At 61.5% G+C, this 14,144-nt stretch carries 12 protein-coding genes; 6 read left to right on the forward strand and 6 right to left on the reverse strand.

Going from position 1 to position 14,144, the window contains the following annotated elements:
• The first annotated feature begins 204 nt into the window (after positions 1-204).
• The gene (gene betT / locus GFU70_RS01510; protein ID WP_165826104.1) at positions 205-2,166 is read left to right on the forward strand and encodes a choline transporter BetT; all 1,962 of its coding nucleotides are present in this window, start codon (positions 205-207) and stop codon (positions 2,164-2,166) included.
• A 78-nt stretch (positions 2,167-2,244) separates the two neighbouring features.
• Here betT and GFU70_RS01515 read toward each other — a convergent pair whose 3' ends face one another.
• Positions 2,245-2,985 (reverse strand): SDR family oxidoreductase, encoded by a 741-nt coding sequence (locus tag GFU70_RS01515; protein ID WP_058546655.1) that lies wholly within the window; start codon positions 2,983-2,985, stop codon positions 2,245-2,247.
• Positions 2,986-3,119: 134 nt separating this feature from the next.
• On the opposite strand from GFU70_RS01515, the gene GFU70_RS01520 reads away from it, so the two are divergent.
• A complete protein-coding gene (locus GFU70_RS01520) occupies positions 3,120-4,010 on the forward strand; it encodes a LysR family transcriptional regulator (protein WP_116643399.1) in 891 nt (296 codons plus the stop codon).
• Between the two features lie 113 nt (positions 4,011-4,123).
• The gene (mgrA, locus tag GFU70_RS01525; RefSeq protein WP_153387496.1) at positions 4,124-5,161 is read left to right on the forward strand and encodes an L-glyceraldehyde 3-phosphate reductase; all 1,038 of its coding nucleotides are present in this window, start codon (positions 4,124-4,126) and stop codon (positions 5,159-5,161) included.
• A 194-nt stretch (positions 5,162-5,355) separates the two neighbouring features.
• Here the strand turns inward: mgrA and gshA are convergent, their stop codons facing one another.
• The 3 genes from gshA to GFU70_RS01540 all read right to left on the reverse strand — a co-directional run bounded on the left by gshA (position 5,356) and on the right by GFU70_RS01540 (position 9,919).
• A complete protein-coding gene (gene gshA, locus GFU70_RS01530; protein WP_153387497.1) occupies positions 5,356-6,939 on the reverse strand; it encodes a glutamate--cysteine ligase in 1,584 nt (527 codons plus the stop codon).
• 272 nt (positions 6,940-7,211) lie between these two features.
• A complete protein-coding gene (locus GFU70_RS01535) occupies positions 7,212-7,595 on the reverse strand; it encodes a PaaI family thioesterase (RefSeq protein ID WP_153387498.1) in 384 nt (127 codons plus the stop codon).
• Positions 7,595-9,919, reverse strand: coding sequence for a Tex family protein (locus GFU70_RS01540; RefSeq protein WP_064106970.1), 2,325 nt, complete (start codon positions 9,917-9,919; stop codon positions 7,595-7,597). The genes GFU70_RS01535 and GFU70_RS01540 overlap by 1 nt, the downstream gene beginning before the upstream one ends.
• A 356-nt stretch (positions 9,920-10,275) precedes the next feature.
• Between GFU70_RS01540 and ompR the strand changes: the two genes are divergently transcribed.
• Together ompR and GFU70_RS01550 are read left to right on the forward strand one after the other, a co-directional pair.
• Positions 10,276-11,016, forward strand: a complete 741-nt coding sequence (gene ompR / locus GFU70_RS01545) for a two-component system response regulator OmpR (protein WP_058546659.1) — start codon at positions 10,276-10,278, stop codon at positions 11,014-11,016.
• Positions 11,017-11,130: 114 nt separating this feature from the next.
• Positions 11,131-12,444, forward strand: coding sequence for an ATP-binding protein (locus GFU70_RS01550; RefSeq protein WP_058546660.1), 1,314 nt, complete (start codon positions 11,131-11,133; stop codon positions 12,442-12,444).
• 89 nt (positions 12,445-12,533) lie between these two features.
• On the opposite strand, the gene rimK is transcribed toward GFU70_RS01550, so the two are convergent.
• Both rimK and GFU70_RS01560 read right to left on the reverse strand, forming a co-directional pair.
• Positions 12,534-13,439, reverse strand: a complete 906-nt coding sequence (gene rimK, locus GFU70_RS01555; protein ID WP_058546661.1) for a 30S ribosomal protein S6--L-glutamate ligase — start codon at positions 13,437-13,439, stop codon at positions 12,534-12,536.
• Positions 13,436-13,900, reverse strand: coding sequence for an ATP-dependent zinc protease (locus tag GFU70_RS01560; RefSeq protein ID WP_175360899.1), 465 nt, complete (start codon positions 13,898-13,900; stop codon positions 13,436-13,438). The genes rimK and GFU70_RS01560 overlap by 4 nt, the downstream gene beginning before the upstream one ends.
• Between GFU70_RS01560 and GFU70_RS28965 the strand changes: the two genes are divergently transcribed.
• Positions 13,834-14,118 (forward strand): hypothetical protein, encoded by a 285-nt coding sequence (locus tag GFU70_RS28965; protein ID WP_153387499.1) that lies wholly within the window; start codon positions 13,834-13,836, stop codon positions 14,116-14,118. The genes GFU70_RS01560 and GFU70_RS28965 overlap by 67 nt on opposite strands.
• Positions 14,119-14,144 lie beyond the last annotated feature (26 nt).

A 14,144-nucleotide genomic window follows, 5' to 3' on the forward strand; every position in this document is an offset into this window, starting at 1 on the left:
ACATGCCGCTGAGCCCTGCGATTAGTCCTTAGCTAGCTATTGATGTTTAACTTGAACGCTCATTCAAGTTAAACCGTCGGTTTGCTGCCCGCTCACAACAGGAGGCTTGCCTTTGCCGAGTCCGTTTTCGACCGTCACGATTCTTTTTCCCGAGGTGCTCGTTTCATGAGTGCCTCGTCCGTTCCACCCAGCGGCCTGGTCCGCATGAACCCGCCGGTCTTTTACTTCGCCGCGACCTTTATCCTGCTGTTCGGCCTGGTGGTGATTGCCATGCCCGCGCAGGCCGGCGCATGGCTGCTGGCTGCGCAGAACTGGGCGGCCAACACGGTCGGCTGGTACTACATGCTGGCGATGACGTTGTATCTGGTCTTCGTGGTGGTCACCGCCTTGTCCGGCTACGGCAAGATCAAGCTCGGTGCCGACCACGACGAACCAGAATTCAGTTATCTGTCCTGGGCCGGCATGCTGTTCGCCGCCGGCATCAGCATCACCCTGTTTTTCTTCTGCGTGTCCGAGCCGCTGACCCACATGGTCCAGCCGCCCCAGGGCGAAGCCGGGACGGCCGAGGCGGCGCGCCAGGCCATGCAGATCCTGTTCTTGCATTGGGGGCTGCATGGCTGGGGCGTTTTTGCGTTCGTCGGCATGGCCCTGGCGTACTTCGCCTACCGGCACAATTTGCCACTGGCCCTGCGTTCAGCGTTGTATCCGTTGATCGGCAAGCGCATCAACGGCCCCATCGGCTACGCCGTGGACGGCTTCGGCATTATCGCCACGGTGTTCGGCCTCGGCGCGGACATGGGCTTTGGTGTGCTGCACCTCAATTCCGGGCTCGACTATCTGTTCGGCATCGCCCACACACAGTGGATTCAGGTCGGCCTGATCGTGCTGATGATGGGCGCGGCGATCATTGTGGCGGTGGCCGGTGTCGACAAGGGCGTGCGGGTCATGTCCGACATCAACATGCTGCTGGCCTGTGCGTTGCTGCTGTTCGTACTGTTCGCCGGGCCCACCCAGCATTTGCTCAACACCTTGATCCAGAACATCGGCGATTACCTTGGCGCTCTGCCAATGAAGAGCTTCGACCTGTACGCCTACAACGAACCGAGCGACTGGCTGGGCGGCTGGACGGTGTTCTACTGGGCCTGGTGGATCGCCTGGTCGCCGTTCGTGGGGCTGTTCATCGCGCGGATTTCCCGTGGCCGCACCATTCGTGAATTCGTGTTTGGCGTGCTGCTGATTCCCCTGGGTTTCACCCTGGCGTGGATGTCGATCTTCGGCAACAGCGCCATCGACCAAGTGCTGAACCACGGCATGAGCGCCCTGGGCATGTCTGCCCTGGAAAACCCATCGATGAGCCTTTACCTGCTGCTGGAAACCTACCCCTGGAGCAAGACCGTCATCGCGGTCACCGTGTTCATCAGCTTCGTGTTCTTCGTCACGTCCGCCGATTCGGGCACCGTGGTGCTGTCGACGTTGTCGGCCAAGGGCGGCAACCCCGATGAGGACGGGCCGAAATGGCTGCGGGTGTTCTGGGGTGCGATGACGGCCCTGGTGACCAGTGCGTTGCTGTTCTCCGGCAGCATCGATGCCTTGAAATCGGCAGTGGTGCTGACGTCCTTGCCGTTCTCGTTGATTCTGCTGCTGATGATGTGGGGCCTGCACAAGGCGTTCTACTTGGAGTCGCAGAAGCAGATCGCGCAATTGCACTCCCTGGCGCCGGTGTCGGGTTCACGACGGGGCACGGGCGGCTGGCGCCAGCGCTTGAGCCAGGCGGTGCATTTTCCGTCCCGTGATGAGGTGTACCGTTTCCTCGACACGACGGTGCGCCCGGCCATTGAAGAAGTGACGGCGGTGTTCGTCGAAAAGGGCCTGACGGTGGTGACCCAGCCCGACCCGGCCAACGACAGTGTCAGCCTGGAGATCGGTCACGGCGAGCAGCATCCGTTTATCTATCAGGTGCAGATGCGCGGCTACTTCACGCCGTCCTTCGCCCGCGGCGGCATGGGCTCCAAGGAACTCAACAACCGCCGTTACTACCGCGCCGAGGTGCACTTGAGCGAAGGCAGCCAGGATTACGACCTGGTGGGCTACACCAAAGAGCAAATCATCAACGACATCCTCGACCAGTACGAGCGACACCTGCAGTTCCTGCATTTGGTGCGCTGACCGAGGCCAAAACACCGCCGATTGTTTTTCATCTGCGCTGGCCTCGATGGCGGTTTAGCTGGCGACGCAGAAAAAACCTCAGACCAGTCCGCCGTTGGCCCGCAGGATCTGCCCATTCACCCAGCCAGCGGCCGGGCTCACCAGGAACGCGACGATGTTGGCGATGTCTTGCGGCTGGCCGAGGCGCTCCAAGGGCGGCATCTTGGCGAAGTGCTGGACCTGCTCTTCGCTTTTGCCATGCATGAACAGTTCGGTGGCGACCGGCCCCGGGGCCACGGCATTGACGGTGATCTGCCGACCGCGCAGTTCCTTGGCGAACACCTGGGTCAGGGATTCCACCGCGGCCTTGCTGGCGATGTACACCGAGTAGCCCGGCAGGTTCAGGCCTACGGTGCTGCTGGAAAAATTCACGATCCGGCCTGCGTCATTCAAACGGGTCGCGGCTTCGCGAAGCGTGTTGAAGGTGCCGCGCGTATTGATAGCGAACGTGCGATCGAACAGTTCATCACTGTGCTGCGCCAGTGGCATCACCTGGAGGATGCCGGCGTTGTTGATCAACACGTCGACCTTGCCCAGTTGCGCTTCGACTTCATCGAACATCCGACGGACATCGACGGCCGAGGACACGTCTGCCTTCACCGCTATGGCCTGGTGGCCGGCCTGGCGCAACTGGACCACCAGTTTCGAGGCTTCGGTGGCGCTGCTGGCGAAATTGATGGCCACGGCAAAACCGTCGTTGGCCAACTGCTTGGCAATTTCTGCACCGATGCCGCGGGAGGCGCCGGTCACGATGGCTACTTTGGAGGTTTGGACAGTCATGGCGAAGGGGCTCCTTGTCTTTGGAACGTTGTGATTCGTTGGAGGCAGGTTCACATGTTTACTCTCGGCGATAAATGCAGGAGAGTTGCCTTTACTGTTCAAAATTCTTCAACAATCAGGGCGCGGGATTTCAGATGGATCAGGTCAAGGCGATGAGGGTGTTTGTCCGAATATACGAGCGCAGCAGCTTCACCCTGGCCGCTGAAGACTTGACCATGCCACGGGCCACGCTGACCCACACCCTCAATCAATTCGAAGCCTGGCTGGGCGTTCGCTTGTTGGAGCGCAGCACCCGCAAGGTACGGCCGACCCTCGATGGCGAAGCCTATTACCCACGCTGCGTGCAACTGCTGGCGGAGCTCGAAGAAGCCGAACTGGCGTTTCGCGGCGTGGCGCCCAAAGGCAAGCTGAGGGTGGACTTGCACGGAACCCAGGCACGGTATTTCGTGATTCCGGCGTTGCCGCAGTTCATGGCCCGCTATCCCGACATAGAACTGTTCATCAGCGAGGCTGATCGTTTCGTCGACCTGATTGCCGAAGGCGTCGATTGCGTGCTGCGCTCCGGTGAGCTGGCGGATTCGTCACTGATCGGCCGGCGTGTCGCCAATCTTCGACAGATCACCTGTGCCAGTCCCGGTTACTTGCGCCAGTACGGCGAGCCGAAGTGCCTCGATGACTTGAAACATCACAAGGCGGTGAATTACGTCTCGCGGACCACCGCTAAACTGTATCCGTTTCAGTTCATGGTCGATGGCGAGCTCAAGGAGGTGCCTATCGGGGGCTCGCTGTCGGTGTCCGGCGCCGAAATCTATGCCGCCTCGGCTATCGCCGGCCTGGGCCTGATCCAGTGCCCGCATTACCGAATGGAGGAGCAGATCCAGCAGGGACTGATCCAGGAAGTCCTCACCGCCACCCCACCACCGTCCATGCCGGTCTCAGTGCTCTACCCGCACAACCGGCTCATGTCGCCGCGGGTGCGGGTGTTTGTGGATTGGTTGGGGGAGGTGTTTGCGCAGGCGCGTTAATATGGTCTCCGATTTCCTGGCGCTCCCACACCTGATCTGCGAACTTTCAGCCTGACCGATGCGTCTGTGAAGTGTTAGCTTCTGCCACCAGTGTCCGAACAGAGAGCCTTTCGATGACCTACACCGCTGCGCAAAACCGCTACGAGTCCATTCCTTATCGCCGCGTCGGTCGCAGCGGGCTGGTACTGCCGGCGCTGTCGCTGGGGTTGTGGCACAACTTTGGCGACAGTACGCCCATCGATACCCAGCGCGCCTTGCTGCGCACGGCGTTCGACCTGGGCATCAACCACTTCGACCTGGCAAACAACTACGGCCCTCCCTACGGTAGCGCCGAGATCAATTTCGGCCGATTGCTGCGCGAAGATTTCAAGCAGTACCGCGATGAGTTGATCATCTCCAGCAAGGCCGGTTGGGACATGTGGCCAGGCCCATACGGCCAGGGCGGTGGCTCGCGCAAATACGTGCTCGCCAGTCTCGACCAGAGCCTGCAACGCCTGGAGCTGGACTATGTGGATATCTTTTATTCCCACCGTTTCGACCCCGACACCCCACTGGAAGAAACGGCCAGCGCACTGGCCACTGCCGTGCAGCAGGGCAAGGCGTTGTACATCGGTATTTCCTCGTATTCCGGCGTGAAGACCCGGGAAATGGCGGCACTGCTCAAAGAGTGGAAAGTCCCGCTGCTGATTCACCAGCCGGCCTACAACCTGCTCAACCGCTGGGTGGAAAAAGACCTGCTGGATGCCACCGACGAACTGGGCACCGGTGTGATTGCTTTCACACCACTGGCCCAAGGCCTGCTGACCGACAAATACCTCAAGGGCATTCCCGCCGATGCGCGGGTGAACCGTCCGGGCGGCGGCTCGTTGCAGGCTTCGCACCTGTCGGAGGAAAACATCGCCCATGTACGTGCGCTCAATGAGATTGCCCAGCGGCGTGGCCAAAGCCTGGCGCAAATGGCCCTGGCCTGGACTCTGCGCGATCCACGCGTGACCAGCGCGCTGATCGGCGCCAGCCGGCCGGAGCAAATCATCGAGAACGTCGGGGCGTTGCAGAACCTGAGCTTCAGTGCCGAAGAACTGGCGCAGATCGATCGGTTTGCCCAGGAGGGCGGGATTAATCTTTGGGAGAAGCCTTCGTCGGCTGAGTAACGCCTGACACCCTCTGGCGAGGGTGCTTGCTCCCGCTGGGCCTGTAGGAGCTGTGTAGGAGCTGTCGAGTGCAACGAGGCTGCGATCTTTCCTCCAACGCTTGAGTCTCAAGCGAAAGATCAAAAGATCAAAAGATCAAAAGATCGCAGCCTTCGGCAGCTCCTACAGTGCAAGCCAGCGACGCGTCCTCGGGGTCAGTTACTGATCGCCAGAATGCTCGCCTGATACGAACCCACGAACACATCGAAATCCCCCACCTCGTTCTGCTCCAGCTCAGTTTGCTGGACCAGCGATTCACGAGCGTTTTCCTCGAAGGCCGTCTGTTCCTCGGCAGGCAAAGGTTCGGCGCGGAAGAATTCGGCGTGGGCCTTGCTTTGGCGCAGGGAGAACTGGGCGAAGCTTTCCTGATGCTCGGCCATGGCGGCCAGTACCTGGGCGGAGGGCGTCAGGGACGGATCGCGGACCTTCGCCAATTGCGCATCCAGCGCCTGGCGGTGGACATCGCCACCTTGGCTTTGGTCGAGCAGCGAGGCCAGCGGCGCGATTTTTTCCAGTAATTCGATGGCCCAGGCCTGCATGTCCACCGCTTGGCCTTGGCGCTGCAATTGCAGGCCCGGCTTGCGACCTTCCTTGACCACCGTCAGGAAGTTGCTCGTGGCGTTGCTGCATTCGTTGTTTTCCAGCTGCGGGCTGTCGTTGAGGCCGCAATACAGCAGGAACGCATCGAGGAACCGCGATTCGGTGAGGTCGATGCCCATCGGCAGGAACGGGTTGATGTCCAGGCAACGCACTTCGACGTACTGGATACCCCGGGCCATCAAGGCCTGGATCGGCCGCTCGCCGCTGTAGGTCACGCGTTTGGGGCGGATGTTGGAGTAGTACTCGTTTTCGATCTGCAAAATGTTGGTGTTGAGCTGCACCCACTCACCGTTCTGGTGGGTGCCGACTTCGACGTACGGCGCGTAGGGCGTCGCCACCGCTTTGCGCAGGCTGTCGGTGTAGCTGGTCAGGTCGTTGTAGCAAGGCGTGAGGCCAGCCTGGGCGTTGCTTTGGTAACCCAGGTCGCTCATGCGCAGGCTGGTGGCGTAGGGCAGGTACAAGGTGTCCGGGTCCAGTTGCTCCAACTGGTGCGGGCGCCCCCGCAGGAAACCGGCGTCCAGGGCTGGCGAGGCGCCAAACAGGTACATCAGCAACCAGCTGTAGCGGCGGAAATTACGGATCAGCGCGATGTAGGCCGACGACTGGAAGTCGCGGTCGCTGGCCTCGACGCCTTCGGCCTGCCGGAGCAGGGGCCAGAGCTTTTCCGGCAGGGAAAAGTTGTAGTGGATCCCGGCAATGCATTGCATGGTCTTGCCGTAGCGCAGGGCCAGGCCCTTGCGGTAGACGTACTTGAGCCGACCGATGTTCGAGGTACCGTAATACGCGATCGGGATGTCCTCTTCCGCCGGCAGTGGGCACGGCATCGAAGGGCTCCACAGGTACTCGTCGTCCAGTTTGCTGTAGGCAAACCGGTGGATCTTGTCGAGGCTGCGCAGGGTATCGGCCGGGTTGGCCAGGGCCGGCGTGATGAATTCCAGCAGCGACTCGGAATAGTCGGTAGTGATCTGTTCGTTGGTCAACGCCGAACCCAGGGCCTTGGGGTGCGGGGTCTGCGCCAGGTGCCCATCGCCGGTGACGCGCAGGCATTCACGCTCGATGCCGTGCAGGCACTGTTCGAGCAGGGAGAGGTTGGCGCGCTCGCCAAGCAGGGCCAGGCGGCGGTTTAAAAGGTCGCTCAAGTTGAATTCCTTCACGCGTCAGTCGCCCCAATATGGGGGTGGGCAAGACGGTCTACAAGGGTGAAGTTAAAACTGGCGTTTTCGCCTGGTTTTTGTGCGGCCTCAAGGCTAATCGCCGCTGTCCCTTGTGGGAGCGGGCTTGCTCGCGATGGCGGATGGTCAGTCAGCATCAACGCTGCTGATCCACCGCTATCGCGAGCAAGCTCGCTCCCACAGGAAATCTCGACACCGCATTCGTGGCGTCGAAATTACCCCAAATCGATGACAGGGAGCTATAGGACAGCGAACGTGCCTTGCGCTTTTGCGACCAGTTTTTCGCCTTGCATCACCTCGGCCTCGACCACCAGCGTGCGCCGCCCCGGGTGGATGACCCGGGCGGTGCACAACACATCGCCGTCGGACACGGCGCGAATGTAGTTGATCTTGCATTCGATGGTCGCGCTCTGCTGGTCAAAGCCATGGACACTGGAGCAGGCCAGTCCCATGGCGATGTCCACCAGGCTGAACAGCGCGCCGCCGTGCAGCTTGCCGCCGCGATTGCGCAGCGGCGGCTCAAGGCTCAGGGCGACTTGCGCCACCCCGTCCCCAAGGCTGTGCAGACGGCAGCCGAGCAGCTTGAAAAACGCGCTCTCCACCAACCCGGCTGGCACGTCCATCAGCGTTTCTTCAACTGCTTGGCGTTGGCGAACAACGAGGCCATGGCGTTGTTCGCCGGCGCCGCGGTGGCGGTTTCCTTGCGCGGCGCGGTGTTTTGCGACTGGCGTGGCGTCGAGCCTGGACGCGCACCGCGGGCACCGTCGACTTTCTCGCCCGGTGTGTCGCTCATGCGCATCGACAGGCCGACGCGTTTGCGCGCAATGTCGACTTCCATGACCTTCACTTTCACCACATCACCGGCCTTCACCGCTTCGCGCGGGTCCTTGATGAACTTCTCGGACAAGGCCGAGATGTGCACCAGGCCGTCCTGATGCACGCCGATGTCGACGAAGGCGCCGAAGTTGGTGACGTTGGTCACCACGCCTTCGAGGATCATGCCCGGTTGCAGGTCCTTGAGGTCTTCGACGCCGTCCTGGAACTCGGCGGTCTTGAACTCGGGGCGCGGGTCGCGGCCCGGTTTCTCCAGTTCCTGGAGGATGTCGGTGACGGTGGGCAGGCCGAAGGTTTCGTCGGTGAATTTCTTCGGATCCAGGCGTTTGAGGAACCCGGCGTCACCGATCAGCGAACGGATGTCGCGGTCGGTCTGGGCGGCGATGCGTTGCACCAGCGGGTAGGCTTCAGGGTGGACCGCAGAGGAGTCCAGCGGGTTGTCGCCGTTCATGACCCGCAGGAAGCCGGCGGCCTGTTCGAAGGTCTTTTCGCCCAGGCGCGGGACTTTCTTCAACGCGGCGCGGGTCTTGAACGCGCCGTGTTCGTCGCGGTGGGTGACGATGTTCTGCGCCAGCGTGGCGTTCAGGCCGGAGATACGCGCCAACAGCGCCACCGAAGCGGTGTTCACGTCCACGCCCACCGCGTTCACGCAATCCTCCACCACGGCGTCCAGGCCACGGGCCAGTTTCAACTGGGAAACGTCGTGCTGGTACTGGCCGACACCGATGGATTTGGGGTCGATCTTCACCAGTTCCGCCAGTGGGTCCTGCAAGCGACGGGCGATGGACACCGCGCCACGGATCGACACGTCCAGGTCCGGGAATTCCTTGGAGGCCAGTTCCGACGCCGAGTAAACCGAAGCGCCGGCCTCGGAAACCATGACCTTGGTCATCTTCATGGCTGGGTATTTCTTGATCAACTCGGCGGCCAGCTTGTCGGTCTCGCGGCTGGCGGTGCCGTTGCCGATGGCGATCAGGTCCACCGAATGCTTGGCGCACAGGGCGGCGAGCACGGCGAGGGTCTGGTCCCACTTGTTGTGCGGCACGTGCGGGTAGACCGTGGCGTGGTCCAGCAACTTGCCGGTGGAATCCACCACCGCCACCTTGCAACCGGTGCGCAGGCCCGGGTCCAGGCCCAGGGTGGCGCGCGGGCCGGCCGGGGCGGCCAGCAGCAGGTCGTGCAGGTTGTGGGCGAACACATTGATCGCCTCGGTCTCGGCGTTATCGCGCAACTCGCCCAGCAGGTCGGTTTCCAGGTGGGTGTAGAGCTTGACCTTCCAAGTCCAGCGCACCACCTCGGCCAGCCATTTGTCGGCGGCGCGGTTCTGGTTCTGGATGCCGAACTGCTGGCCGATCATGCCTTCGCACGGGTGCATGGTGCCGGGCAACTCTTCACCGACTTTCAATGCGGAACTGAGGATGCCTTCGTTGCGGCCGCGGAAAATCGCCAGGGCGCGGTGCGATGGCATGCTCTTGAGCGGTTCGTCGTGTTCGAAGTAGTCGCGAAACTTCGCGCCTTCCTCTTCCTTGCCGGCGATCACCCGGGCGCTGAGGGTGGCTTCCTGCTTGAGGTAGTTACGCAGTTTTTCCAGCAGGTTGGCGTCTTCGGCGAAACGCTCCATGAGGATGTACTTGGCACCTTCCAGCGCCGCTTTTACGTCCGCCACGCCTTTTTCGGCATCGACGAAGCGCGCGGCTTCGGTTTCAGGGGTCAGGGTCGGGTCGTTGAACAAGCCGTCGGCCAGCTCGCCGAGGCCGGCTTCCAGGGCGATCTGGCCCTTGGTGCGGCGCTTTTGCTTGTAGGGCAGGTACAAGTCTTCAAGGCGGGTCTTGGTGTCGGCCAGCTTGATATCGCGCTCAAGTTGCGGGGTCAGCTTGCCCTGCTCCTGGATGCTGGCCAGGATGCTTATACGCCGTTCGTCGAGTTCTCGCAGGTAGCGCAGGCGTTCTTCCAGATGCCGCAATTGGATGTCATCGAGGCTGCCGGTCACTTCTTTGCGGTAACGAGCGATGAAAGGCACCGTGGAGCCTTCATCGAGTAGCGCGACGGCCGCTTCGACCTGTTGTGGGCGTACACCGAGTTCCTCGGCGATGCGGCTGTTGATGCTGTCCATAAAACCACCTGACAAATTGTGAAATCAGGCTCGCCACCGCAGAAGCCGGGCTCGGCGAGACTGGTTGAGCGGCCTGGCATGCGCCGCTGCCTGGGTCAAAAGGCTGCCTGTTGACCCGTGAAATTCAAAAAGTGCTGCCGGGCCAAGGAGAGAAAATGACACGCCGGATCACGAGCCGGCATTCCCTGGCACAAAAGGCCGCGCATTATAACCAGCGTTCCGTCCCGAGGGGGGGACATGGTCTGTCGGCTTGATCCCCGGATTTGTGGTGATAGAGGAAAAATCTGCTAACAATGCACACGGTGCGTATAACGGCAGCTAGGCCATAATGCGCGCCGAGATCAAAGGAGCTTCCTATGAGCAGCACTGCACAAACTGCTGAAGGCGAAAAAATTCTTATTGTTGACGACGATCCGGGGCTGAGCAGCTTGCTGGAACGCTTTTTCGTCAGCAAGGGCTACCGCGCCCGCACCGTACCGAACACCGAGCAAATGGATCGACTGCTGGCCCGTGAAGTTTTCAACCTGGTGGTGCTCGACCTGATGCTGCCCGGTGAAGATGGCCTGACCGCCTGCCGCCGCCTGCGCGGCGCCAACAACCAGATCCCGATCATCATGCTCACCGCCAAGGGCGACGAGCTGAGCCGTATCAAGGGCCTGGAACTGGGCGCCGACGATTACCTGGCCAAGCCGTTCAACCCCGACGAGCTGATGGCCCGCGTCAAGGCGGTGCTGCGTCGTCAGTCGGCGCCGGTACCTGGCGCGCCAGGTAGCGAAGATGAAAGCGTGAGCTTCGGCGACTATGAGCTGTCCCTGGCCACTCGTGAGCTCAAGCGCGGTGATGAGGTCCACATGCTCACCACCGGCGAGTTCGCCGTGCTCAAGGCCCTGGTGATGAACGCCCGCCAGCCGCTGACCCGCGACAAACTGATGAACCTGGCCCGTGGTCGTGAATGGGATGCGCTGGAGCGCTCCATTGACGTGCAGATTTCCCGTCTGCGCCGGATGATCGAACCCGATCCTTCCAAGCCGCGATATATCCAGACCGTCTGGGGCGTAGGTTACGTGTTCGTACCGGATGGCGCCGCCAGCAAGTGATCGGCGATTTGTAGGAGCGAGTGGCCTGGCCGGTTGAAGTGTCTTCTTCCAGGCGACTCGCGGTCTGTCATTGTGCGAGCATCGCTCGCTCCTGCAAGTGTGTAGCGGTTATTCATGAAAACCCCCGTTTGGTTCCCCCAGAGTTTCTTCTCCCGCACCCTCTGGCTGGTGCTGATCGTCGTGCTCTTCTCCAAGGCTCTGACGCTGGTGTACCTGCTGATGAACGAAGACGTGCTCGTGGACCGGCAGTACAGCCACGGCGTTGCCTTGACCCTGCGGGCTTACTGGGCGGCGGACGAAACCAATCGCGCGAAAATTGCCGAGGCGGCGACGTTGATCCGCGTCGTCGGTGCCGGCGTACCGGAGGGCGAGCAGCACTGGCCCTACAGCGAGATCTATCAACGCCAGATGCAGGCCGAACTGGGTGCCGATACCGAGGTGCGGTTGCGCATGCACTCGCCACCGGCGCTGTGGGTGCGGGCCCCGAGCCTGGGGGATGGCTGGCTGAAAGTGCCGTTGTACCCGCATCCGCTGCGCGGCCAGAAAATCTGGAACGTGCTCGGCTGGTTCCTGGCCATCGGCCTGCTGTCGACGGCGTCGGCGTGGATCTTCGTCAGCCAGCTCAACCAACCGTTGAAACGCCTGGTCTATGCAGCCCGCCAACTGGGCCAGGGGCGCAGCGTGCGGCTGCCCATCAGCGATACGCCCAGCGAGATGACCGAGGTCTACCGTGCCTTCAACCAGATGGCCGAGGATGTCGAACAGGCCGGGCGCGAGCGTGAGTTGATGCTCGCTGGCGTCTCCCATGACCTGCGCACGCCGCTGACCCGGCTACGGTTGTCGCTGGAGCTGATGGGCGAGCACACTGACCTGACCGACGAAATGGTCCGCGACATCGAGGACATGGACGCGATTCTTGACCAGTTCCTGGCGTTCATTCGCGACGGTCGTGATGAGTCTGTGGAAGAGGTGGATCTCAGCGAACTGGTGCGGGAAGTGGTCGCGCCCTATAACCAGAACGATGAGAAAGTGCACCTGCGCCTGGAGCCGATCCAGCCATTCCCGTTGCGCCGCGTGTCGATGAAGCGTTTGCTGAACAACCTGATCGGCAATGCCCTGAACCACGCTGGCACGGGTGTCGAAGTCGCAGCCTATGTCTCCGGTGACACCAGCGCGCCTTATGTGGTGCTGAGTGTCATGGACCGTGGCGCCGGCATCGATCCCTCTGAGCTGGAAGCCATTTTCAACCCCTTCACTCGCGGCGATCGAGCCCGGGGTGGGAAGGGCACCGGGCTGGGCCTGGCCATCGTCAAGCGCATCGCCTCGATGCACGGCGGCAACGTCGAACTGCGTAACCGTGTCGGTGGCGGGCTGGAGGCTCGGGTGCGCTTGCCGTTGGGCTTGATGCTGCCGCGGGATGCGGTGTAGCGATCTCTCAAGTAAGACAGAGAAAGAGCCTGTGGGAGCAAGCTCAGCTCCCACAAAGGCTCGCCGCTCCCGCAGGGTTTTGTGTTGAGTTAACCCTTGCCCTTGGTCCGGGTCATGTTCGGCCCGCCATTCTTTTCCAGATGCTCGATGATGATCCCCGCCACGTTCTTGCTCGTGGTGGTCTCGATCCCTTCCAGGCCTGGCGAGGAATTGACTTCCATCACTAGCGGTCCGTGGTTGGAGCGCAGGATGTCCACGCCCGCCACGGCCAGGCCCATGACTTTCGCGGCCCGCAGGGCGGTCATGCGCTCTTGCGGCGTGATCTTGATCAGGCTGGCACTGCCACCGCGATGCAGGTTGGAGCGAAACTCACCGGGCTTGGCCTGGCGTTTCATCGAGGCAATCACTTTGTCGCCGACCACGAAGCAGCGAATGTCTGCGCCACCGGCTTCCTTGATGTACTCCTGGACCATGATGTTCTGCTTCAGGCCCATGAACGCCTCGATCACCGATTCCGCCGCCGTCGCGGTTTCACACAAGACCACGCCGATGCCCTGGGTGCCTTCCAGCACCTTGATCACCAGCGGTGCGCCGTTGACCATCGCAATCAGGTCGGGAATGTCGTCGGGGGAGTGGGCAAAACCGGTTACCGGCAGGCCGATCCCTCGCCGTGACAGCAACTGCAGCGAGCGCAGCTTGTCCCGCGAGCGAGCGATGGCCACCGACTCGTTGAGGGGAAACACCCCCATCATTTCGAACTGACGCAACACGGCGCAGCCATAGAACGTCACCGATGCGCCGATGCGCGGGATCACCGCATCGAACCCTTCCAGCGGCTTGCCACGGTAATGGATCTGCGGCTTGTGGCTGGCAATGTTCATGTAGGCGCGCAGGGTATCGACCACCACCATTTCATGGCCTCGTTCGGTCCCGGCTTCAACCAGGCGACGAGTGGAATACAGACGCGGATTACGCGACAGCACAGCGATCTTCATGCAACACCTGTGGCAGAGGTAGTGGACGCCGGGAATGCCGGCTTGTCTTGAACGTATTTGATACCTGGATTGACCACCAATTGGCCGTCGATCAAGGCTTTGGAACCCAGTAACAGGCGGTATCGCATGGACTTGCGGCAGGCAAGGGTGAATTCGACCCGCCAGATCCGGTCACCCAGCGCCAGCGTGGTGCTGATCACGTAGCGGACCTGAGCGTGGCCGTTGGAGCTCTTTATGGTCTTGCGGGCCACCAGTGGCGCTTCGCAGCGGCGATGGCGCAGCTGCACCACGGTGCCGAGGTGCGCAGTGAAACGTACCCACTTTTCGCCATCGCGCTCGAACGGCTCGATGTCAGTGGCATGCAGGCTGGAAGTACTGGCGCCGGTGTCGATTTTTGCCCGCAGGCCCACGACCCCCAAGTCCGGGAGCGCGACCCACTCGCGCAGACCGACAACGGTCAAATGGTCAAAAGTCTTCAATAAAAAAACCTGCGATCAGTACATCGGATCGTGGACTCCGCGAATCGCGGTATTCACGCAGAATAATCACAAAATGGCGACAGTTATCTACGCACTTGTTTGTGCTTGTAACCGATTCCGACCCCCACCATGCGCGTGACGGCGATTTGGCGGGCATTCTATCCGTCGGGCCGGATTCGTGCGCTCGACAAAAACGGTAGTACAGTTCTGGCTATTGGCAGAAAAG

The organism is Pseudomonas brassicacearum (assembly GCF_009601685.2).
Taxonomy (GTDB): domain Bacteria; phylum Pseudomonadota; class Gammaproteobacteria; order Pseudomonadales; family Pseudomonadaceae; genus Aquipseudomonas; species Aquipseudomonas kilonensis_B.